The sequence below is a fragment of the Kitasatospora sp. GAS204B genome (assembly GCF_029892155.1).
In the GTDB taxonomy this organism is placed as follows: Bacteria; Actinomycetota; Actinomycetes; order Streptomycetales; family Streptomycetaceae; genus Kitasatospora.
In genome coordinates this window covers 35442-56384 of the sequence record NZ_JARZAG010000012.1, presented here as the reverse complement: position 1 = coordinate 56384, position 20943 = coordinate 35442, and the positions used below count along the sequence as shown (strand labels likewise).

At 69.9% G+C, this 20943-nt stretch carries 21 protein-coding genes and 1 tRNA gene; 15 read left to right on the top strand and 7 right to left on the bottom strand.

Going from position 1 to position 20943, the window contains the following annotated elements; genetic code table 11:
• Window positions 1-247 precede the first annotated feature (247 nt).
• The 3 genes from P3T41_RS18175 to P3T41_RS18165 are packed head-to-tail and all read left to right on the top strand — an operon-like array spanning window position 248 to window position 1700.
• Window positions 248-979 (top strand): GntR family transcriptional regulator, encoded by a 732-nt coding sequence (locus P3T41_RS18175; RefSeq protein ID WP_280690929.1) that lies wholly within the window; start codon window positions 248-250, stop codon window positions 977-979.
• Window positions 976-1395 carry an ATP-binding protein gene (locus tag P3T41_RS18170; RefSeq protein WP_280690928.1) on the top strand — a complete coding sequence of 140 codons (420 nt, stop codon included), beginning with the start codon at window positions 976-978 and terminating at the stop codon, window positions 1393-1395. The genes P3T41_RS18175 and P3T41_RS18170 overlap by 4 nt, the downstream gene beginning before the upstream one ends.
• Window positions 1392-1700 (top strand): hypothetical protein, encoded by a 309-nt coding sequence (locus P3T41_RS18165; RefSeq protein WP_280690927.1) that lies wholly within the window; start codon window positions 1392-1394, stop codon window positions 1698-1700. Before P3T41_RS18170 ends, P3T41_RS18165 begins: the two co-directional genes overlap by 4 nt.
• Before the next feature lie 212 nt (window positions 1701-1912).
• Here the strand turns inward: P3T41_RS18165 and P3T41_RS18160 are convergent, their stop codons facing one another.
• Together P3T41_RS18160 and P3T41_RS18155 are read right to left on the bottom strand one after the other, a co-directional pair.
• Window positions 1913-2671, bottom strand: coding sequence for a glycosyltransferase family 2 protein (locus tag P3T41_RS18160; protein ID WP_280691120.1), 759 nt, complete (start codon window positions 2669-2671; stop codon window positions 1913-1915).
• A gap of 5 nt (window positions 2672-2676) precedes the next feature.
• Window positions 2677-3465 carry a GntR family transcriptional regulator gene (locus tag P3T41_RS18155; protein WP_280690926.1) on the bottom strand — a complete coding sequence of 263 codons (789 nt, stop codon included), beginning with the start codon at window positions 3463-3465 and terminating at the stop codon, window positions 2677-2679.
• Between the two features lie 187 nt (window positions 3466-3652).
• Here P3T41_RS18155 and P3T41_RS18150 point away from each other — a divergent pair, with 187 nt between their 5' ends.
• The 10 genes from P3T41_RS18150 to P3T41_RS18105 all read left to right on the top strand — a co-directional run bounded on the left by P3T41_RS18150 (window position 3653) and on the right by P3T41_RS18105 (window position 13454).
• Window positions 3653-4027, top strand: coding sequence for a hypothetical protein (locus P3T41_RS18150; RefSeq protein WP_280690925.1), 375 nt, complete (start codon window positions 3653-3655; stop codon window positions 4025-4027).
• 90 nt (window positions 4028-4117) lie between these two features.
• Window positions 4118-4414, top strand: coding sequence for a hypothetical protein (locus tag P3T41_RS18145; RefSeq protein ID WP_280690924.1), 297 nt, complete (start codon window positions 4118-4120; stop codon window positions 4412-4414).
• Window positions 4411-5706 carry a hypothetical protein gene (locus P3T41_RS18140; RefSeq protein ID WP_280690923.1) on the top strand — a complete coding sequence of 432 codons (1296 nt, stop codon included), beginning with the start codon at window positions 4411-4413 and terminating at the stop codon, window positions 5704-5706. The genes P3T41_RS18145 and P3T41_RS18140 overlap by 4 nt, the downstream gene beginning before the upstream one ends.
• A 33-nt stretch (window positions 5707-5739) precedes the next feature.
• The gene (locus P3T41_RS18135) at window positions 5740-6042 is read left to right on the top strand and encodes a hypothetical protein (RefSeq protein ID WP_280690922.1); all 303 of its coding nucleotides are present in this window, start codon (window positions 5740-5742) and stop codon (window positions 6040-6042) included.
• A gap of 90 nt (window positions 6043-6132) precedes the next feature.
• Complete coding sequence (locus P3T41_RS18130; protein WP_280690921.1) at window positions 6133-8343, top strand: cell division protein FtsK; 2211 nt, start codon at window positions 6133-6135, stop codon at window positions 8341-8343.
• A 139-nt stretch (window positions 8344-8482) separates the two neighbouring features.
• The gene (locus P3T41_RS18125) at window positions 8483-8731 is read left to right on the top strand and encodes a hypothetical protein (RefSeq protein WP_280690920.1); all 249 of its coding nucleotides are present in this window, start codon (window positions 8483-8485) and stop codon (window positions 8729-8731) included.
• 27 nt (window positions 8732-8758) lie between these two features.
• Complete coding sequence (locus P3T41_RS18120) at window positions 8759-8941, top strand: hypothetical protein (RefSeq protein WP_280690919.1); 183 nt, start codon at window positions 8759-8761, stop codon at window positions 8939-8941.
• Window positions 8942-9290: 349 nt separating this feature from the next.
• A complete protein-coding gene (locus P3T41_RS18115; RefSeq protein WP_280690918.1) occupies window positions 9291-11279 on the top strand; it encodes a DUF3987 domain-containing protein in 1989 nt (662 codons plus the stop codon).
• A gap of 238 nt (window positions 11280-11517) precedes the next feature.
• Entirely contained in the window at window positions 11518-11889 is a 372-nt protein-coding gene (locus tag P3T41_RS18110) for a helix-turn-helix domain-containing protein (RefSeq protein WP_280690917.1), read from the top strand.
• Window positions 11890-11945: 56 nt separating this feature from the next.
• Window positions 11946-13454, top strand: a complete 1509-nt coding sequence (locus P3T41_RS18105) for a LacI family DNA-binding transcriptional regulator (RefSeq protein ID WP_280691119.1) — start codon at window positions 11946-11948, stop codon at window positions 13452-13454.
• 117 nt (window positions 13455-13571) lie between these two features.
• Here P3T41_RS18105 and P3T41_RS18100 read toward each other — a convergent pair.
• Together P3T41_RS18100 and P3T41_RS18095 are read right to left on the bottom strand one after the other, a co-directional pair.
• Window positions 13572-13645: transfer RNA gene (locus P3T41_RS18100), tRNA-Pro, on the bottom strand.
• A 76-nt stretch (window positions 13646-13721) separates the two neighbouring features.
• The gene (locus P3T41_RS18095) at window positions 13722-14666 is read right to left on the bottom strand and encodes a metallophosphoesterase (protein WP_280690916.1); all 945 of its coding nucleotides are present in this window, start codon (window positions 14664-14666) and stop codon (window positions 13722-13724) included.
• A gap of 157 nt (window positions 14667-14823) precedes the next feature.
• On the opposite strand from P3T41_RS18095, the gene P3T41_RS18090 reads away from it, so the two are divergent.
• Complete coding sequence (locus P3T41_RS18090; RefSeq protein WP_280690915.1) at window positions 14824-15282, top strand: GatB/YqeY domain-containing protein; 459 nt, start codon at window positions 14824-14826, stop codon at window positions 15280-15282.
• A gap of 109 nt (window positions 15283-15391) precedes the next feature.
• On the opposite strand, the gene P3T41_RS18085 is transcribed toward P3T41_RS18090, so the two are convergent.
• The gene (locus P3T41_RS18085) at window positions 15392-17731 is read right to left on the bottom strand and encodes a transglycosylase domain-containing protein (RefSeq protein ID WP_280690914.1); all 2340 of its coding nucleotides are present in this window, start codon (window positions 17729-17731) and stop codon (window positions 15392-15394) included.
• Between the two features lie 434 nt (window positions 17732-18165).
• Here P3T41_RS18085 and P3T41_RS18080 point away from each other — a divergent pair, with 434 nt between their 5' ends.
• Entirely contained in the window at window positions 18166-18489 is a 324-nt protein-coding gene (locus P3T41_RS18080) for a WhiB family transcriptional regulator (RefSeq protein ID WP_145905440.1), read from the top strand.
• A gap of 37 nt (window positions 18490-18526) precedes the next feature.
• Here P3T41_RS18080 and P3T41_RS18075 read toward each other — a convergent pair whose 3' ends face one another.
• Together P3T41_RS18075 and P3T41_RS18070 are read right to left on the bottom strand one after the other, a co-directional pair.
• Window positions 18527-19783, bottom strand: a complete 1257-nt coding sequence (locus P3T41_RS18075; RefSeq protein ID WP_280691118.1) for an ArsA family ATPase — start codon at window positions 19781-19783, stop codon at window positions 18527-18529.
• 71 nt (window positions 19784-19854) lie between these two features.
• Window positions 19855-20871: an ArsA-related P-loop ATPase gene (locus P3T41_RS18070; protein WP_280691117.1), complete on the bottom strand. Its 1017-nt coding sequence runs from the start codon at window positions 20869-20871 to the stop codon at window positions 19855-19857.
• Between the last annotated feature and the right edge of the window lie 72 nt (window positions 20872-20943).

Genomic DNA, 20943 nt, shown 5'->3' with positions numbered 1-20943 from the left:
CGTCAAAAGCGCCAGCCGCGGCCTGATCGTGTGGGCCGCCGTCCGTATGGATGCACCCGCGACGGACGACGCATTCGCCGTCGCGGGGCAGTGCCGTCAGCTGTATGGGAGCTGATCAGCGTGTTCGACATTATCTGTCCTGCCTCAACCTTGACCAGGTATCAGCTCGTAGCGTGTTCGAGCTACCTCCACCCGGCTCTGCCGTGTCACGGCTCCGCCGACGACGAGCGGAAGCGGTGACTGCGTCATGGCCGTCCGCTACACGCACGTAGTTGATGAACTCCGAAGCCGTATCAAGAGCGGCGCTCTACCGGCCGGCGACAGGCTGCCCTCGGAGGGGGAGCTTGCCGCGACCTATCGGGTTGGCTTGCCTACCCTGCGCCGGGCACTGGACGTGCTGCAGGCCGAGGGCCTGATCGAGAAGTTCCATGGGCGGGGGAACTTCGTTCGTCCGCCGATCCGGCCGGTCACGTATGTCAGCGGGTGCGATGCGCAGACCGTGCAGCCAGCTGGCTCAAGCCTTCTGAAGGTCGACGTCAGGGTGACCGAGCTGGAGGCACAAGGCGGGTTGCTTCCCTGGCTGCAGGTGCCCGCCGGCACTCCGCTGGTGGAGCGCGTCTACCTGAGCAAGCAGGCAGGTGTCCCCTGCAGCTTGGCTCGCGTCTACGTGCCGCGTGTCCTAGATGGGGGCGCGACGGAAGTGCCGCAATCACCGTGGGGCGACGACGTTCTGGCGCAGCTATTCGCGCGCGGCGTTCGGCTTGCGGCCACCCGAGAGCGGACCGTCGCGCGGTTTCCGACCGCGGAGGAGGCAGAAGAGCTTCACGTCGTCACCCGGGCCCCGGTGTTGGTGATCGAGCGCACCTCGACCGATAGCGATGGGCGGGTGTTGGTGGGATCGCTCCTGCTCCTTCCCGGTGGCCGCGCGGAGGCGCTGTTCGCGACCGTTGACTGCAGGAACCTGGAGGAAGCCCGGTGACGACGATTCCGAGTGCGACCTTTGCCTGGCTGCCGCGCCGGCCGACGTCCGGGGGCGCCGCCCGCAGCCTGTTGCGGGAGTTTTTGGCGGGCGTGGATGGTGGCGAGCTGTTCGCGGAGGTCGGAATGACGGTGCTGACCGAGTTGGTCAACAACGCCGTGCAGCACGTTCGCGCGCCACGGGACTGCCGAATCTTCGTCCGGTTCGAGATGTCGGCAGGTCTGCTGCGCATTGAGGTCCACGACCCCAGCCGCAAACTCCCGGCTATGCGCAAGGCGAGTCGGGACGACGAGTCCGGTCGTGGACTGTTGCTGGTCGAGCAGCTTTCGCAGGAGTGGGGCGCGAATTTCCGCGAAGGGCCCGTGGGTAAAGTGGTGTGGGCTGCGCTCGCTTCGGCCGCCGGAGGTGCTGGGTGAGCGTCACGCCGGAGACCTTCGGCCCTGTCACGGCCTCTATCGAGGGCATCATGCCCGCGGTCGAGTTCGACCAGCTCCTGGACGCGCTCACGGCGCTGCTCAAGGAGGTTGGGCAGTTGAGGGTCTGGCCACTGCACCGGGACTTCATCGAGCTGGGCCTCGGCCGGCCGGAGGCGGCGGAGTGCATCGCAGGTCATTTGCAGCGCACCGGCTGGTGGGGGCAGGACCTTTACGTCGGTGACATCGGGGAGGCGGAGCGGCATCGGATTGAAATCGTTCCGACGCGTCCGGCAGCACCAGGGTGATCTGGCCCCGCCTGGACCGGCCCAACGCCCGCGTCTGAGGGATTCCGGTCAGGGTGGGGAAGTGCAGTTGATCCGGGCAGGACCCAGCCAGGAGACCAGCCGAGCCACCCCACGCTGAGAGTGCCGTGCACCGTTCGACTGATCGAGCCTGGACACCTCCTTGACGGAGGTGTCCAGGCTCTCTCGCTTCTTACGGCGGGACGTCAGGCCGCTCAAGCTCCGGCCGGGTAGCGCCACGCCAAGCCGGCAAGCGCCTCAGCTCGGCTCTCGATCACGGCCATCCGGGCCTCGCGCTCGATCGCGTCGGTGTGGGCGGCCTGATTGGTCATCTGACCGGGCCACTTCCGGTAGAGCAGGCCCACGTCCGGAGTGAACCACCCGCGACTGACTGCGCTGAGCGCGAGCAGAAGACCGGTGTCTTCCGAGGCCGGCAGCGCCATCCAGGCACCAAGGGCAAGCAGCAGGTCGCGCCGGATGCAGAGTGTTGCAGGGTGCACCTGGGCTCGGTAGCCGTGGGCCTTCCAATGCTCCAGCACGGCGCCGCGCTCGATCGGCCCGGCCGGCGGGTCCTGGTCGAAGCCGACGGTCGAGCCGTCGGGCAACAGGTCCAGGACCCGGGACGTCGTCCATCCGATGGTGGGGTCAGAGCTGAGCGCGGCCAGGTCGCGGGCGAGCGCGCCGGGGGCAAACATGTCGTCAGCGTCCAGCACCTTGACGTATTCGCCCTCTGCACGCGCGAGCGCGATGGTCCGGGCCATTCCCGCGCCCCCCGGTCGGCCCTGGCTGAAGCTCACCCGGGCGTCGTCAGGGACGTATGGCGCGACCTCGTCGCTCTTGCCGTCTTCCTGGATCAGCCAGAGCCAGTCCCAGCCTTCGGGAAGCACCTGCTCGCGCAGCGACTTGTACGCGTCCGGCAGGAACGGGGCGGCCGCCGGGTGGACCGGGGTGACGATGATGATGCGCCGCTGCACGGCCTTCACCACCTTTCCAGTTGAGTGGTGAAGGTCATTTCCGTGCGGTCGCCGGGCAGCGTGACGTCGGCGATGTCCACGACGCGCCCGGCGATGTCGTAAGACGTCTTTCGCAGGACCAGGACGGAGGTGCCGGGGGGCAGTTCCAGCTCTTCGGTCTCCTCGGCCGTTGGCGGCCGTGCCGTTATGCGCTCTACGACACGGTCGATCTCGATGCCGACGGTGTAGAGCTGATTCTGAGTGCCCCCGGGCCAGGGCTCGCGCGTGGCGTCGAGAAGGTCGGGGTTCCCCGCGATCATGTCGCGGACCAGGTACGAATGGGTGAGGTTGAAGGGGGCGGTCTCCGCGCGGTAGCGCGTCCGGAAGATGCGCTCCAGCAGGACTGTTCCTGCCGCGACTCTGAAGGCTTCGGCCCACTCTCCGAACGCCACGACTTCCCGGTACTCGGCCGTGAAGACCAGGTCATCCAGGACCAGGCCGGTGTCGTGCTCGGTCGCGCCGGTCTTCTGACGATCCTGCAGCGGACTCCGTGCGCGGTCCTTCTCCCACTGGTGCCGCTGGTTGGTGCGCTGGACAAGCTTGCGCGCCTGGCGCACGAAGTTGCCGAGGCCGTGCTTCTTCTCGATCAGCCCTTCCGCCTGCAAGAGCGCCAGCGCCTGGCGGGTGGTCGGAAGGCTCCTGCCGTACTGCTCCGCGAGGGCCGTCTCCGCCGGCAGCCGGTCGCCCGGCGCGAGTTCACCTGCACGGATGCGCTGGCGGAGGTCGTCCGCGATGCGCTCATACAGCTTCGCCATGGTCACCACCGTCCTGGTCGGTTAGCGACACCAGCATACGAGTCCTTAAGAGGACTTGACGAGTTGAGGTGACGCGCGCCATAGTTCTAGCAACTCCTTAAGAGGACCTGAGGACAGGATCTCTTTAGGAGTTGTGGCGGCCGGGCGGAACCGGACCCGCCTCCGAATCCCGAGGAGGGGGAGACTCATGCAGATCGCAATCGGTGACGTCGTTCGCGACCGGAGCGACATGGCGCTGGGAACGGTGACCGGTGTCGCCCGCCAGGCCGGCGGCAGTGTCGTGGTCATCCAGGTCTCCGGCGGGGAGCTGCGCCAGGTCAGGCACTACGACCTCGAAGTCGTCGCCCGTGGCCCCGAGCCCAAGACCGTCGCCCGGGGCGTGGTGGCATGCATCGTGCTGGCCGTGTCCTTCGTGGCGGGTGCCCTGGCTGGCGACGCGGAAATGGCTTCGGGCGGCAGCCTTCTGCTGGCCATCCTGGCGGCTTTCGGCTCCTCGACCGCCGTCATGACGGCGGTTCAGATCATTCAGCGGGTGGCCGACCCGCGCCGCATCAGCGTCTGAGTAGCACTCTCACAGCCGGTGGCGGCGGTCGACGGGTCAAGGAAGCTCGCCGCTCCGGCTCTCCATCCCATCCAGGACCAGGAGAGCAGTATGCGCACCTATGTCGGTGACCAAGAAGCTTTAACCGTGGCGGAGTTCGAGGAGCTGACCTCCGGATTCGCGGAAGACGAGCAACTCCCTGATTTCCTGCGGGAGATGCTGTTCGGCCGGTCCGGCGAATCGGGCCTGGAGCGTGCCGTCCGAGTGGACGCCGCTCGCGGAATTCTGGCCGACCTGAGCGCGGACGACCCCGAACTGGTGCTGTACGCCGCGACGTTGCTGGGTGTCATCCCGCTGACCACGCGCTGCGGTGCCCACCGGCCGCTGCGGACGGAGCCGGCCGCATGACCGATCAGACGGTTTACAGCCTGCGGGCTGCCAGGCAGTTGGACGCGGTCACGGTGGAACTCGCCAGGGCGAAGGCCGGGAGAGATCGGGCTGAGGCCGATGCCGCTGCTCAAGCAGTGCTCAGGCGATCCGAGCGGGAGCATCAGGAAGCACTGGCCGAGTTGCGCGCCGTTGCTGAGGCGGAACGTGAGCGGCGCGCAGCCCGGCGGCAGGCCGCACGAGCGCAGCAGTGGGCCCGCCGCCGGCGGGCTCTGGCCGGCCGTGCAGCGCTACTGGCCACGCTTGCCGTGATCATGCTGTTCGTGGTCGTCGCGCTGCCGGCGCAGGTCAGCTTCCTTGCCGAGCGCTGGCCGTTGCCAATGGCGTTGGCGGGCGGGACCGCGCTGGAGTCGCTCACTTGGGTGTTCGCCCTGCAGGGGCGGGCGCGGGACGCGCGAGGCCTGTCCGCCGCGGTCCACCACGCGGGAATCTGGACAGCCGCGATCGTCGCGGCGGCCGTCAACCTCACCCATGGCGCTCAGCTCTGGGGCCCGGCCTTCGCGGTCGTCGCTGCGTGCGGTTCGCTGGCGGCGCCGATCACCTGGCACATGTACCTGCTCTCGCAGCGGGAGGACGCGGCGGACCCGCGCCAGGCACGCCGAGACCGCCGCCGGCAGCGTCGCCACCGCAAGGTGGCCCGCACCGCCCGGTGGCTGGCCACTGCGCTCCCGTCGGAGCTGACGCCGGACGAGTTGTGGACGCTGGCCTGGCGGGCGGTGCACGGTGCCGAGCCGGGGATCACCGCCGACCTGCTCGACAGCTACGCCAAGGTCTCCACGCTGGTGGCGAAGCACTTGCGACCGGGTGACCGAGCCGGCCTGGAACTGCTCACTCGGCCCACGGCCGCAGCGGCCGTGCCGCAGAGGCTCGATGCGCGGGCCAGGGTGGAGGCCGGCTTCGCCGCCGCCCGCCCGGTTGCCGAACTGCTGCAGGCAGAAGTCCGCACGCGGATGTCGCCGCTGGCGGTCCGTACAGGGGCGTACACCCAGGTCACAGGCCGTACGGCTGCACGCTCGGCGCCACTTCGTTCGGACCGTACAACCCCTGTACAGGCCGCAGCAACGGGCGCCGCTGTGGAGGCCAAGCGTCGGGCCGCGCGCGCCGCGATCCGCCGCACTCTCGCCGCCGGCGGCTCTCCCTCCCCGACCGAGATCGGGCGGGTGCACGGCATGTCCCCGGAGTGGGGCGCCAAGCAGATCCGCGCCGTCCGGACGGAACGTCAGTCCAGCCCAGTCGCGCCAGCCGGCGCCTGACTGAGTCGACCTCAGCACTGGAGGTATAGCGCTATGAGCAGTACGACCTTCCTGCACGTGACCGCGCAGACCACGGTCATCAGCGCGCGGCAGAGCGACGGCGAGCCCTTTCTCCGGTTGGAGAGCAAGGGGCACCTCCTCACCCTCTTCGGCCCGAGCGTGACGTTCCAAGGCCCGGCCACCCTCGTTGCCTTTGCCGAGGCGCTGGCCGATGCGGCCAGCGAGTTCCTGGTGCTGGCCCGCGAGTGCGCTGCCGCGTCCTGCTCTCGTGAGGTGCCCACCGCCGCCACGGACAGCACGTCGTCCGCCGACGCCGGTGCAGTGCAGCTCCGCTGAGCCACCGCCAGACCACCCGGGACGCGACCGGCCTGCCAGCACAGAGCGCGTCCCGGGCTCCTTCACCCATCGATGTGAGGAAGGACCTCAGTGAACCACGACGAGGATGACGACTCGCGCGAGCTGTTCGCGCGCCTGGAAGCCGAGTTGAACGCTGACCGTGACGACAACGTGGTCGACATCGACCAGGCGCGGGCTCAACGAGCCCAGCAGAACGCCAGCTCCGTCGCTGGCGGCCAGTACAGCAACCCGGCCGGGGACTCGGTGTACGAGCCGGCGCCCGCCGCACCGGTCGACAAGCCGGCGCCCGCTGGACTGGGCTGGCTCCAGCGCCTCCAGACGGAGAAGCGTCGCCCGGTGATTCCGGCCTGGCTGCAGAGCAAGGCCGAGTTCCAGGAGGCGGCCCGCTGGACGGCCGGCCACTACGCCCACTCGGTGGCGTTCCACGCGGTCCGCCTGCCGGCGTATGCGGGCAAGCTCGTGGCGCGCTCACCCCGTGGTGCGTCCCGCGCCATGCGGGAGTTCCGCCGCTGGACGCGTGACCTCGAAGCGGAGCCGATCCGCGCGTACGCCGTCGCCACGGAGGATGCCGAGCTCTACCTGAAGCTCTCCCGCCAGCGCGACCGGCGAGTTGCCTCGCGAGGCTGGCTCACTGCCCTGTTCGTTCTGTCCGTCGCCGCGTTCGGCCCGTTGCTGGTGCTGACCGCCCCCGGCTGGGCGCTGCTGGTGCTCGTCGTGGCTGCGATGCTCGGCCTGGGTACGGCCGGCGCACCGGCAGATCAGCCGTTGATCTCCCGCGCAGTTGTCGCGGCGAAGGTGCAGCGGCTCACCTCTGAGATGGTCGAGCGGGCGCTGTCCGTGCTGGCCGTCAGCGGCATCACCCAGTACCTCTCCAAAGGCGGCCGGGTGGAGTTCACCGCCCCTATCACCCGCGACGGGCCTGGATGGCGGGCCGACGTCCAGTTGCCGCCTGGGGTCACGGTCGGCGAGGTGATGGACAAGCGGGACAAGCTCGCGTCGGGCCTGCGCCGCCCGCTGGGCTGCGTCTGGCCGGAGCCGATGGCCGGCGAGCACCCCGGCATGATGGCGCTCTGGGTCGGCGACCAGGACATGAACAAGACGAGGCAGCCAGTCTGGCCGCTGCTCAACGGTGGCAGCGTGGACCTGTTCAAGCCCGCGAGCTTCGCCACCGACCAGCGCGGGCGGTGGGTCGAGCTGACCCTGATGTACATCGCGGGCATCATCGGCGCGATCCCCAGGATGGGCAAGACCTTCCTCCTCCGGCTGCTCCTGCTGATCGCAGCCCTGGACCCGCGGGCCGAGCTGCACACCTACGACCTCAAGGGGACCGGTGACCTCGACCCGGTCGGCGAGACGGTCTCGCACCGCCACCGGGCCGGCGAGGACGACGAGGACATCAAGTACGCACTGGACGACATGCGCGAGATCCGTGCCGAGCTGCGCCGCCGAGCGAAGGTGATCCGCTCACTGCCGCGCGACATCTGCCCGGAGTCCAAGGTCACCAGCGAACTGGCCGATAAGAAGTCGCTGGGGCTGCACCCGATCGTCATCGGCGTGGACGAGTGCCAGAAGTGGTTCGAACACCCGAAGTACGGCGGTGAGTTGGAAGAGATCTGCACCGACCTGGTCAAGCGCGGCCCCGCGACCGGAATTGTCCTGCTGCTCGCCACCCAGCGCCCCGACGCCAAGTCGCTGCCTACCGGCATCAGCGCCAACGCCTCCGTCCGCCTCTGCCTCAAGGTCATGGGCCAGTTGGAGAACGACATGGTGCTGGGTACCAGCTCCTACCGGAACGGGATCCGGGCCACCACCTTCGCCTGGGCCGACAAGGGCATCGCGTACTTCGTCGGCGAGGGCGCGGACGCCCGGATCGTGCGGGCCGTGAACGTCGATGCGCCCACGGCCGAGGCCATTGGGACCCGTGCCCGAGCCGTGCGGGAGCGGGCCGGCCTGCTCACTGGCTACGCCGCGGGTAACGACAGCGCGCCGGTGGACGGACCGTCCTACAACCTGCTCGCCGACATCCTCGCCGTGGTACCGGCCTCCGAAGCGAAGGCGTGGTCGGAGACCGTTGTCGCGCGCCTCGCGGAGCTGCGGCCGGAGGTCTACGGCGGTTGGGCGCCCGACCAGTTGGCCGCCGCGCTGAAGCCGCACGGGATCAGCACGGGCCAGGTCTGGGGGACCGCCGAGGACGGCAAGGGCGCCAACCGGCGCGGCATCACCCGCGCACACATCTCCGCCGCAGCTGCGGAGCGTGATCAGAAGCGGGACGCGAGCTGAACTCCGCCGCTGCTAGGTCTAGCACCCGAGCCCGCTAGACCTAGCACCCCCGCTAGCACGCCAGATAAGCCCTGAACAGGGATCTATCGCCTAGCGCCTCCCGCTGGGGAGCGCCCAGAAGCACTCAGGAGGACCCGTGTTGAGCACCCTGCTTGCCGCTAGCCCCGTCCTGATCCTCATGACCGTGTGTTACGCGGCGCTCTGCGCCGCCAGCCCGTTCGGCGACTGCCGCAGGTGCCGAGGCTTCGGCTTCCAGCTCAAGTACGACCGCCGAGGACGTCCGTGCCGAGGCAAGCACTGCCGGCGCTGCGACGGCATCGGCAAGCGCATCCGCCTTGGCCGCCACCTCTACAACGTCGCCGTCCGTCTCCGGACCGGTGCCCGCTAACTCGTCCGTAAGAAGGGAATTCCAGCCGTGGCCGTCACCGTCTCCACCGCTCTGATCTTCTTCGCCAGCACCGTGGTCCTGGTCTGGGCCAAGCAAGTCAGCCTGTTCGGCGCCGTCGTGGTCTGGCTCTCGGGCTTCACCGCCGCCGCGACCGTGGTGGCCAGCCCCATCCACGCTCTGCTCACCACGCTCACCACGGCCGGCCACTGAGTCGCAGGCCAGCTCGGCGACAGCGAGCGTCTGACTCACCGGCTATGACGGCCGGTTGATGCAGCGCCAGCTCAACCCGGGGCAGCGGACGACGGGTCAGGAAGCCCGCTGCCCCGGCCTCCATCCCATCCAGGAATCAGGAGGTGCTCCAAGCATGCACCAAATCATCCCCTGCCCGCTGCTGCAGGCGGTAGTTGAGGCCATTGCACATCTGAAGAGCTGATCGCTTGAGGCCGGACCCGGCCCGATCTGCTCCCGCAGCCACACCTCATCCCGCCTAACCACCCACGGCGCGACGTCTGGGCGTACCATGGCCCGGCTCCGCGCTCCTCCCGAAGCGAGACGCACGGTGAGCACCAGCGAGCCCCAACAGGCCGACGTCATCCCCTCCGCACCCGAGTCTGTCGAGGTGCTGGCTGCCGAGCAGGCCGTCATCGGCGCGGCCCTGCTCGCGCCGACCACCATTCCCGCGCTGACGGAGGCGCTGGGCGGTGACCCGGCCGTGTTCTACCGTCCGGCACACGAAACCATCTGGCGCGCCATCACCTCGATGGCCGCCTCCGACCGACCCGTTGACCCGATCCTGCTGACGGACGCGCTCCGAGCGAGCGGCGACCTCAACCGCGTCGGCGGCCCCGGCTACCTTCACGCCTGCCTCACCGCCACGCCGACCGCCGCTTCAGGCGGGTACTACGCCGAATTGGTCCAGGCGGCCGCCCGCCGGCGCCGGATCGCAGCGGGCGCCGGACGGATCGCGCACCTCGCCAGCGAGGCAGCCGACATGGACAGCATCCGCACAGCCGCTCTGGATACGCTCCAGGCGCTCGCAGAGGCCGAGGAATGGCCGCCTCCGGTGCCGCTCGGCGCGCACGCCCCCTTGCCCACCTTCCCGGTCCATGCCCTGCCCACCTGGGTACGCAAGCAGGTCTCGGCGGTCGCGGAGTTCACTCAGACACCGCCCGACATGGCCGCGACCATGGCGCTTGCCGCCCTGGCCACGGCCGCAGGCGGGCGGGTGCACGTGCAGATCCGCCCCGGATGGAGCGAGCAGACGAACCTCTACCTTGTGTGCGCAATGCCGCCTGCCAGCCGCAAGTCCGACGTCTTTGCCGCGATGACCGCCCCGATCTACCGGGTCGAGGACGAGTTCCGCACGGAGTCCCGTGCTCGGATCATCGAGGCACAGGCCGCCAAGGACGCTGCCGAGGCCGAGGTTGAGGCGCTGATAGGGAAGGCCCGTAAGGCACCGGACAAGGTCAACCGGACCCAGCTGATCGCCGAAGTAGCCGGCGCCCGGATGCTCGCCGAGCAGATCCAGGTTCCGCCCACTCCGCGGCTGACCGTCTCCGGCGACATCACGCCGGAACCGCTCGCGCACCAACTCGCTATCCACCGCTGCCTGGCGGCCCTGTCACCCGAAGGGGACCTGTTCGACATCATCGCCGGCAGGTACACCGCCAAGCCGAACCTGGGCGTCTTCCTGCAGGCACACAAGGGCGAGCGCCTGCAGACCGACCGCATCAGCCGCGAACAGCCCACCGTCGACAAGCCGGCGCTGACTATCGGCGTCACGCCGCAGCCCGCCGTCCTGCAGGAGCTCGGTGCGACTCCCGGCGCCCGCGATCGGGGTCTGCTCGCCCGCTTCCTCTACTCCTTGCCGCCCTCGAACCTTGGCTACCGCAAGATCCGCACCGACCCCGTCCCCGATCCGGTCACCCGCACCTACGAGACGCGACTGACGAGCCTGATCCGCACGCTGGTCGACCTGCCGCAGCCCGTCACTGTCCCGCTCGACGCGGCTGCCGATCTCGCGGTGGAGAAGCTCCAGGGCCAGCTTGAGATCCAACTTCGCCCGGAGCAGCCTCTCTCCCACCTGCGTGACTGGGCTGGCAAGCTTGTCGGCCACACAGTGCGCATCGCCGGCCTGCTTCACCTCGCCGAGCACCTCACCAACGGCTGGGGAAAGCCCGTGGCTGCCTGTGTGGTCGAGCGCGCTGCCGAGATCGCCGCGTACTACACGGCGCACACTCTCGCGGTCTTCGACCTGATCGACGCGGATCCCGCCAGCGATGCGGCTCAGCTCATCCTTGATTGGCTCGGCCGCCCGAAGCTGGACGGCAGCCACCGGCACCACATCAAGGCGTACGACGCCGTCGCGTCCTCCCGCCGCTTCAAGAAGGTCGCCGACGTCGAAACAGCCCTGAACCTGCTCGAACAGCACGGCTACCTCCGCGCCGTCCGGGCCCCTGCCACCGGCCAGCGCGGCCGCCAAGCTGCCGTCACCTACCGTGTCCACCCGTCCCTCCACCGATCCGCGGACGGGCCCACCGGCCAGTAGTCAGGACTGTCAGGGCAAAACCCCGACCTGTGAGAACGATCCCTGTCCGATCGTCAGGAGACGTCAGGCCTGTCGGGAGAATCCCGCGAAATCCTGACACCCCTGACTGGCCCTGACAGCCCGCCAGGAGCGAATCGAACTGGTCAGTGCTTTCGCCTGACACCCCTGACGCTCTCGGGCACCCAGCGCCGTCAGCCCCCCACCGGCGAGCTGCTCCACCACCTACCGGAGGAACGATTTGAGCCGTCACAGTGTCACCGCCGTCACGGCCAACCCCAAGGTCGGCGACCGGGGCACGTTGCCCACTCTCTTCCTGCCGTCCGACGTTGCCGAGGCGCTCGGCATGTCGGAGTGGTGGGTGAAGGAGCAGGCCAGGAAAGGGCGAATCCCGTACACGAAGCCGGGCCGCGCCTACCGCTTCACCGCCGAGCAGGTCGCCGAGATCTTCCGCCTCTTCCAGAGCCGCCCGACCGGCGTAAGCGAAGAGGCCGCCCCGGCGCCGACGGCGCCGCGTCGCCAGGGGCCGTTGATCGCGGCGCCGGTCACCACCCTCAAGGCGCGGGTGCCGCGTAGGGCACAGCGCAACCAGCTCGGGGCCAGTGCGGCCTGATCTACGTGCCGCCCGGTCGTCCGGCCGGGGGCACGCCTGCTGAAAAGGAGAGCACGTTGGGTTATGCAGAGAATCTCGGCAGCTACTGGCGTGGCCGTTACAAGATCGCGCCCGGCAAGTACGCCACGGTCCGCGACGCTGACGGCGAGGCCATCCGCTTCCGCACCAAGCCCGCTGCGAAGAAGGCAGCGGACGCCGAAGAAGCGAAGCTGCTGGCCGGAAGCAAGAAGCCGCCAGCCGACCGGATCACCTTCGGGGAGTTCGCCAACAAGTGGTACGCGGACCAGGACCTCGCTGCCTCGACCATGCAGAACTACAAGCGCCACATCGAAGAGCACCTGCTCCCCGACTTCGAGTCGCTCCCCGTCGTGGAGATCACCCGGGCTCTGATCGAGGCATGGGCCAAGGCAGAGCGCGAGCGCGGCTATGCGGTGAGCAGCATCAAGACCTGGCGCAGCACCCTGCACCTGATCCTTGGCGACGCGGTCGACGACGGCCTGCGCGATTCGAATCCCGCCGCCCGGCGCAGGGGGCGGGGTCGACGCGCCGGCCGCGCGCGCAACCGCGGCCCCGAGAAGGTGGTGACCACCGCACTGGGACTGCTGCTCATCGCCGAGCGGGCTGCGCTGCTGTCCGGCCGGGATGACGAGTTCGTCGGCGTGACGGCCAAGGGCTACCAAGGGGTGCGGTGGGGCGAACTGGTCGGACTGGAGACGCGGTATGTCCGCCCCACGAACATCAGGGTGGAATGGCAGCTCTACGAGCTGGACACTGGGGAACTGCACCGCTGCCCACCCAAGGACGACTCCTACCGGACCATCGACTCTCCGCCGTTCATCACCAGCCTGGTCACCGGCCACATCGCCCGGACCCAGCCGCAGCCCTGCTCCTGCCACGGGCTGACCTACGTGTTCACCGGGCACGGCGCCGCCAACGGGGCGGCACAGCGGCCCGGGGCCAAGCTGGTCGACGTCGCGCGCCGGGCCGGTGTCTCGACCGGCACGGTGTCGAACGTGCTGAACCGGCCGGGCGCGGTGGCCGAGGACACCCGTGCCCGGGTCGAGAAGGCGATCGCTGACCTCGGGTACGTGCGCAATGCGGCGTCGGGGGAGCGGGCGGCGCACTGGCGGCGCTCCGGATTCGGCACCTGGCTGTTCCAGCCGGCGGTCACTGGGATGTACCCGAAGCGTGGTGCCAACGAGGCACACCCAGTGCCGCTGTTGGCCGAGCCGTTTCCGGGGGTGCCGGCCCGTGGGCGCGGTGCGGCGGCGCGGGCCGAGACGTGCTGGCTGCCGATCGCCAAGGGCATGACGGTGCACGGCGAGCGCCACTTTCAGAAGGTGCTGCTGGACGAGCTGAAGACGCCGAAGGTGCTCGCCGACGAGCGGATGGGCCACCTCGACGGGTCCGTCCAGGCGCGCTACTCCCACGTCACGCAAGAGATGCGCGAGGAGTTGTTGGACGGTCTGACGCGGGTCTGGGAGGCGGCGCTTGAAGCGCGTCGGCGGATGTCTCCCCGCTCGCCCGTGGCCGTCCTGGACGCTCTCTTGAAGGCGAGTCAGTAGGAGTCGCTCTGGAGAGCTTTTCCAAGATCTTCTCCAGGATTTCTCCAGAGCGTCCCTGAAAAGCAGTCAGGGCCGGTGTCCTGTGAAGGACACCGGCCCTGAGCTGGTGTTACTGGGTCGGGGTGGCGGGATTTGAACCCACGGCCTCTTCGTCCCGAACGAAGCGCGCTACCAAGCTGCGCCACACCCCGGTCCTGCTCTTGTTGCTTCCGTCTCCGGCGCAACGAGTAGAACTCTATCCCATGCAGGTCAGGAGACGAAATCCGGTTATCGGGAGCGCGGGGTCAGGGTCAGCAGGGTGGCTTCGGGGGGGCAGGCGAAGCGGACGGGGGTGTAGCGGTTGGTGCCGCAGCCGGCGGAGACGTGGAGGTGGGCCAGCTTGCCGCCGGCGCGGTGGGTGGAGAGGCCCTTGACCCGCTTGGCGTCGAGGTCGCAGTTGGTGACCAGGGCGCCGTAGAAGGGGACGCAGAGTTGGCCGCCGTGGGTGTGGCCGGCCAGGATCAGCGGGTAGCCGTCGGCGGTGAAGGCGTCCAGGCTGCGCAGGTACGGCGCGTGGACCACGCCGATCGAGAGGTCGGCGTCGGCGGACGGGCCGCCGGCCACCGCGGCGTAGCGGTCGCGGCGGATGTGCGGGTCGTCGATGCCGGTGAACTCGATGTCGAGCCCGGCCAGGCTGAGCCGGCCGCGCGCGTTGGTCAGGTCCAGCCAGCCGGCCGCGTCGAAGCCGTCGCGCAGCTTCTCCCAGGGGTTGTGGACCGCCCCGGTGATGCCGGCCCGGCCGGTGCCGTCGGCGTTGTTGAGGCCGTGGTTCCCGTTGGCCAGTGCCTTGAGGTAGCGGGTCGGGCTCTTGCGGGCCGGGCCGTAGTAGTCGTTCGAGCCGAAGACGTACGCCCCGGAGAACTCCATCAGCGGTCCGAGCGCGTCCAGCGTGGCGGGCACGCCGAGCGGGTCGGAGAGGTTGTCGCCGGTGTTCACCACCAGGTCGGGCCGCAGGCCGGCCAGGCTCCGCAGCCAGCGCTGCTTCTTCCGCTGCCCGGTCACCATGTGGATGTCCGACACGTGCAGTACCCGCAGCGGCTTGGCCCCCGCTGGCAGCACGGGGACCTCGACCCGGCGCAGCCGGAACGAGCGGACCTCGTAGCCGGCCGAGTAGGCGAGCCCGGCGGCTCCGGTGGCGAGGGCGGCGAGTGGGACGGAGTACAGCTTTCGCATCGTTCCATCGTCGCAGACCCGGCCTGCCGGGGAGAACCGGGCCTTCCTCGGTTGCTGACATTCCGTCGGCCGCACGGGTACTGCGTTCGCTCCCGCCGGCCGACGGTCCCGCGGTTATTCACGCGCACGGCGGCGGCTCAGGTGTGAGGATTGGCCCATGACAACGCTCAAGGAGCGGCTGCGGGAGGACCTGACGGCCGCGATCAAGGCTCGGGACGAGCTGCGCTCGTCCACGATTCGGCTGACGCTGACGGCCGTGAACCGCGCCGAGGTGGCCGGCAAGGAGAAGCGCGAGCTCTCCGACGCCGAGGTGGTCCAAGTGGTGCAGGGCGAGGCGAAGAAGCGCCGGGACGCGGCGACCGCCTTCGCGGACGCGGGGCGGCCCGAGGCGGCCGAGCGTGAGCGGGCCGAGGGCGCGCTGCTGGCCGAGTACCTTCCCCAGCAGCTCAGCGATGAGCAACTGGCCGCGGTCGTCGCCGAGGCGGTGGCCGAGAGCGGGGCGAGCGGGCCGCAGGCGATGGGCGCGGTGATGAAGATCGTTCGGCCGAAGGTGGCGGGCCTGGCCGAGGGCGGCCGGGTGGTCGAAGCGGTGAAGGCGGCGCTGGCGAACCGGTAGCCGGCCCGCCCGACCCGGAACGCCGCACAGCGGAGGGCCCGGGGCCCCTGGATCAGTCCAGGGGCCCCGGGCCCTTCACTGTGCTCGTGGTGCGGCTCGGGCGTCAGCGTCAGTGGTGCCCCGGCCGGCCCGGCTTTCCGGTGCCGCCACCGCCGATCATCCCCGGCGGCAGCGAGAAGCCGCCGCCGATGGTGCCGCCCTGGGGCGGCCCCGCGGTGATCGGCGGGACCGGGTTGGTGGTGTCCAGGCCGGCGGTGGTCGGCGGGTTGGCGGGCGGGTTGCCCGGGTTCGGCGGCTGGGCCGGGTTCTGCGCCGGGGTGTCGGTGGATGCCGTCGCGGAGGGCGCGTTCGGGATCAGGTTGAACTGGCTTACCGGAGTACCGGCCACCGCCTGGCTCATCGCCTGCTGCCACATCGGGCCGGGGCCGGTGGCGCCGTAGACGCCGTCGGGGAAGCGGTGGCCGCCGATGACGATGTTGCCGTCCATCGGGACGCTGCCCTCCGGGCCGCCGAGCCAGACCACGCCGACCAGGTCCGGGGTGTAGCCGTCGAACCAGGCCGCCTTCCGCTGGTCCGTGGTACCGGTCTTGCCGGCGATCGGGCGGTTGTCGTCCAGGTTCAGCTGGCCACCGGTGCCCGACTTCTCGGTCACGCCCTTGAGCAGGGTGTTGATGCTGTCGGCGGTGTTCTGCTGTATCACCTGCTGGCAGTTGGCCTGCGGGACCGCCAGTTGCTTGCCGTCGATGCCGGTGACCGACTTGATCGCGATCGGGTCGCAGTGGACGCCGCGCGAGGCGAAGGTGGCGTAGACGCCGGCCATGTCGAGCGGGCTCACCAGCTGGGTGCCCAGGGTCATGGACGGGACCTGCTGCAGCGCGGCGCCGCTGGCCTGGGCCTTTATCCCCAGCTTGTTGGCCATCTGGGTGACCGCGCAGAGGCCGATGCTCTGTTCCAGCGAGACGAAGTAGGTGTTGATGGAGCGGGCCATCGCCTCCGGCATCATGAACGGCCCGGCCTCGCTGGGGCTGTCGTTGCTGACGGTCGCGGGCTTGTTGGTGCTGTTCTTCCAGGTCTGGCCGCAGGTGGACATGTCCGGGTAGGGCATCTGCGGCGGTGACGGGAAGGCGGTGTTCAGCTGTGCGGAGCCGCTGTCGAGCGCCGCGGCCGCCACGATCGCCTTGAAGGTCGAGCCGGGCTGGAAGCCGCTGCCACCGCCCATCGCCGCGTCGACGTTGAGGTTGACCACGGTCTGGTGCTGGCTGGCGTCCAGGCCGAAGGGCCGGGTCTGGGCCATCGCGAGGATCTCACCGGTGCCCGGTTTGACCATGGTCATCGCTGCCGCGACCGAGTCGGTCACCTTGACCTGCGAGGTGACGGCGTTGTTCGCCGCGGCCTGCTTGCCCGCGTCGATGGTGGTGGTGATCTTCAGGCCGCCCTGGGTCCAGAGCTTCTGTCGCGCCGCCGAGGAGGCACCGAAGGCGGGATCGTTCTCCACCACGCGCTGGACGTAGTCGCAGAAGAAGGCCATGCCGTTGCTGGCCGTGATGCAGCCGTTCTGCGGCGCCTGGTAGTTCAGTTCGAGCCCGCTGGCCTTCGCGGCCTGGGCCTGCTGCGCCGTGATGTGCTTGTACTGCAGCATCTTGTCGATCACGGTGTCGCGCCGGGTCTGCGCGGCCTTCGGGTGGGCCAGCGGGTCGTACGCCGACGGGTTCTGCACCATCCCGGCCAGCAGCGCGGCCTGGGCGACGTCGAGGTCCTTGTCCGACTTGCCGAAGTAGCGCTGGGCGGCCGCCTCGATGCCGTACGCCTGGTGGTTGAAGAAGGTGATGTTGAGGTAGTTGGTGAGGATCTGGTCCTTGCTCAGGTCCTTCTCCAACTGGATGGCGTACTTCAGTTCCTTGATCTTGCGGCCCAGGCTCTTCTGGGTCGCCGCCTTGAAGGCGGCCTGGTCGTCGCCGGCCTCCTCGACGAAGACGTTCTTCACGTACTGCTGGGTCAGCGTCGAGGCGCCTTCGGCGGAGTCCCCGGAGGAGGCGTTCTTGCCGATGGCGCGCAGCACGCCCTTGGGGTCGATCGCGCCGTGCTGGAAGAACCGCGCGTCCTCGATGTCGACCTGCGCCTCGCGACTCAGCGGTGACATCTGATCCTGGGTCAGTATCGTCCGGTCCCGGGCGTAGACCTTGGCGATCTGGTTGCCCTGGGAGTCGTAGATGTACGAGGCCTGGGACAAGGTCGGCGTCTTGAAGTCGTCCGGGATGTTGTCGAAGCTCTGGACGCCGTCCTTGGCGCCGAGGCCGATCGCGCCTACGGCGGGCAGCGCAAGGCCCGCCAGCAGGACGCCGGAGAGGATGCTGACGCCCAGGAACTTGATCCCGTGTCCGGCCAACTCCAGGGGAGAGGTGCGCCGTCGGCGGGGGCGCTGGGCTGCTGAGGAGCGCTTCGGTGCCATAGGGAGGACTCTACGTTGCCAAAATTAGGGCACGAGGGCAGGTGTTCGCCTAGGCTTGTCACAAGCTTGCGACAGCTTCGCTCCGTAGGCTTCAAACACTCCTGTGAGTGTTGAGAGTTGCCCGATTTGACGGGTTATGAGGCGGATCGTTCGGCCGTTGGTCGGCCCTCGTGGCGCGACCCCCTGGGGGCGCCGTGGCGCTCCGTGACGAAAGTGGCGGCAAAGCGGACGTTCGGGGCGGGGGCAAGCCCCACGACCTGCGATCACTCCAACGAGTGATCTGACCGGCACCCATAGTCCGATCGGGTCATTCGAGATTGGACCCGAAGGGGCTGTTGCGCTCCGCCAATCTTCCGTAACGTCCTCAACTGGCAGCGGTGAATATGCCGTTACCGCCGTGGGGGAGCCTCGATTCGGGAGAGGACGGCGCCGGGATGGGCTGGGTAGATGACTGGAGCGCGCAGGCTGCCTGCCGCACGAGCGATCCGGACGAACTGTTCGTCCAAGGGGCGGCGCAGAATCGGGCCAAAGCGGTGTGCAGCGGGTGTCCGGTGCGCACCGAGTGCCTGGCGGACGCGCTGGACAACCGGGTGGAGTTCGGCGTCTGGGGCGGGATGACCGAGCGGGAGCGCAGGGCACTGCTGCGTCGCCGCCCGACGGTGATCTCCTGGCGCCGGCTGCTGGAGACCGCCCGCACGGAGTACGAGGAGTCGCTCGCCACCGGCGTGATCCTCTCGGACTACGCGCAGGCCGGCTGATCGGGCGACCCCTGTGGTACGGGGTCGCCCGCAGCGCTCACCGGTCCGACCCGCCGGCGAGTTGACGTCCGATCAGGCGTAGACCGTCCAGGTCGTGGACATCCCCGGCCAGCGCCGGTACCTCGACCAGGGGCACATCGGGATAGACCGAGACGAATCGGTCCCTGGTCCGCTGCTCCCGGCCCATCACCTCGACCCGCTCGGCGTGCAGTCGCAGCAGTCCGGCTGCCAGCGCCTCGGCCGCGCCCTGCCGGGCCTCCCGCTCCGCACCGCTACCGGCGCCCTCGGCGGTGCCGTGCTGTTCGCCGTTCCCCGCTCCGTTCCCCGCTCCGTGGTCCCCGCCGTTCTCCGCGCTGCTCTCCTCCAGCGCCTGAGCCGCCGCCTGCGCCCGCTCCGCCGTGAGCTGCGGCGCGCCGGTCCCGTGCACCCGGTTGAGCACCAGCCCGGCCAGCGGCATCTGATCGGCCGCCAGTCGGTCCACGAAGTACGCGGCCTCGCGCAGCGCGTCCCGCTCCGGCGCGGCGACCACCAGGAAGGCCGTGCCCTGGGCCTTGAGCAGCTGGTAGGTCCCCTCGGCGCGCTCCCGGAACCCGCCGAACATCGAGTCCATCGCGGCCACGAAGGTCTGCAGGTCGGTCAGCAGTTGGGCGCCGAAGATCTTCCCGAGAGTGCCGGTGAGCAGCCCCATTCCGACGTTGAGGAACTTCATCGCGCTGCGCCCACCGACCTTGGCAGGGGTCATCAGCACCCGGATGATCTTCCCGTCCAGGAAGGAGCCGAGCCGGCCGGGCGCGTCCAGGAAGTCCAGCGCCGAGCGCGAGGGCGGGGTGTCGACCACGATCAGGTCCCACTCCCCGGTGGCCTGCAGCTGGCCGAGCTTCTCCATCGCCATGTACTCCTGGGTGCCCGCGAACCCGGCCGAGAGCGACTGGTAGAAGGGGTTCTCCAGGATCGCCCGGGCCCGCTCGGGGTCGGCGTGCGCCAGCACGACCTCGTCGAAGGTCCGCTTCATGTCGAGCATCATGGCGTGCAACTCGCCGGGGCCGTCCGGACCGGCCGCGCCCTTCACCGGGCGGGGAGTGTTGTCCAGCTCGGTCAGGCCCATCGACTGGGCCAGCCGGCGTGCCGGGTCGATGGTCAGCACCACGGTCCGTCGGCCGCGTTCGGCGGCCCGCAGGCCGATCGCGGCGGCGGTGGTGGTCTTGCCGACGCCGCCGGAGCCGCAGCAGACGATGATCCGGGTGGCCGGGTCGTCGATCAGCCCGTCGATGTCGAGCCCGTTGCCGCCGTTCACGCCGCCGCTCCCGCCGCCCTCGCCGTTACTGCTGCCACGGTCCCTGTTGCCGCCCGCGCCGCCGCCGTTGCTCACGCCGCCCCCTGCCGCTTCAGCTCGCCGGCCAGCCGGTACAGCCCGCCGAGATCCACGCCCCCGCTGAGCAGCGGCAGCTCGTAGGTCGGCAGCAGCAGGGTGCCCAGGTCGGCCCGCTGCTCGTGCTCCAGTGTCACCCGCTCGGAGTGCTCACGGGCCTGCGCCAGCAGCGGGTCGAGCAGCGGCTCCACCGCCGCCCGCCGGGTGGCCGCGCTGCGCGAGCGTCCGCCGAGCCCGGCCTCCACCAGGGCCAGCGCCACCTCCTCGCGGTGGTCGCCGTGCGCTGCCGCCACGGCCGCCGCGTCCAGCACCGGCGGACGCACCATGTTCACCAGCACCCCGCCGACCGGCAGTCCGGCCTCGCGCAGCTCGGTGAAGCCGTCCACGGTCTCCTGCACCGGCATCTCCTCCAGCAGGGTGACCAGGTGCACGGCCGTCTGCGGTGACTTCAGCACCCGCATCACCGCCTGGGCCTGGCTGTGTATCGGACCGAATCTGGCCAGCCCCGCGACCTCGGAGTTGACGTTCAGGAACCGGATCAGCCGGCCCGTGGGCGGCGCGTCCATCACCACCGCGTCGTACACCAGACGCCCGTCCGGCGCCTTGCGCCGGGCCGCCTCGCAGGCCTTTCCGGTCAGCAGCACGTCGCGCACGCCGGGGGCGATGGTGGTGGCGAAGTCGACGAAGCCGACCTTCTGCAGCGCCTTCCCGGCCCGGCCCAGCTTGTAGAACATGTCCAGGTACTCGAGCAGCGCCTGCTCGGGATCGATCGCCAGCGCGAACACCTCGCCGGTGCCGCGCCCCGGCAGGCCGAGCTTGGTGGGGGAGACGGTGGCGATCTTCCGCTCCTCGTAGGGCAGCGCCGTGCTGCCGAACAGCTCGGCGATCCCCTGCCGGCCCTCGACCTCGATGAGCAGCGTGCGCCGCCCCTCGGCGGCCAGCGCCAGCGCGAGCGCCGCCGCCAGGGTGGTCTTGCCGGTGCCGCCCTTCCCGCTGACCACGTGCAGGCGCACGCCCTCCCAGTCGGAACCGCCGGATGCCGCGCCGGGTTCCGCGGCGCCCGTCGGCGCCGCGGCCGCGCCGGG

Coding starts and splice junctions, on each gene's coding strand:
- P3T41_RS18090 (WP_280690915.1), top strand. CDS start 14,824: ATGACAACGCTCAAGGAGCGGCTGCGGGAGGACCTGACGGCCGCGATC.
- P3T41_RS18095 (WP_280690916.1), bottom strand. CDS start 14,666: ATGCGAAAGCTGTACTCCGTCCCACTCGCCGCCCTCGCCACCGGAGCC.
- P3T41_RS18150 (WP_280690925.1), top strand. CDS start 3,653: ATGCAGATCGCAATCGGTGACGTCGTTCGCGACCGGAGCGACATGGCG.
- P3T41_RS18080 (WP_145905440.1), top strand. CDS start 18,166: ATGGGCTGGGTAGATGACTGGAGCGCGCAGGCTGCCTGCCGCACGAGC.
- P3T41_RS18085 (WP_280690914.1), bottom strand. CDS start 17,731: ATGGCACCGAAGCGCTCCTCAGCAGCCCAGCGCCCCCGCCGACGGCGC.
- P3T41_RS18155 (WP_280690926.1), bottom strand. CDS start 3,465: ATGGCGAAGCTGTATGAGCGCATCGCGGACGACCTCCGCCAGCGCATC.
- P3T41_RS18175 (WP_280690929.1), top strand. CDS start 248: ATGGCCGTCCGCTACACGCACGTAGTTGATGAACTCCGAAGCCGTATC.
- P3T41_RS18140 (WP_280690923.1), top strand. CDS start 4,411: ATGACCGATCAGACGGTTTACAGCCTGCGGGCTGCCAGGCAGTTGGAC.
- P3T41_RS18145 (WP_280690924.1), top strand. CDS start 4,118: ATGCGCACCTATGTCGGTGACCAAGAAGCTTTAACCGTGGCGGAGTTC.
- P3T41_RS18135 (WP_280690922.1), top strand. CDS start 5,740: ATGAGCAGTACGACCTTCCTGCACGTGACCGCGCAGACCACGGTCATC.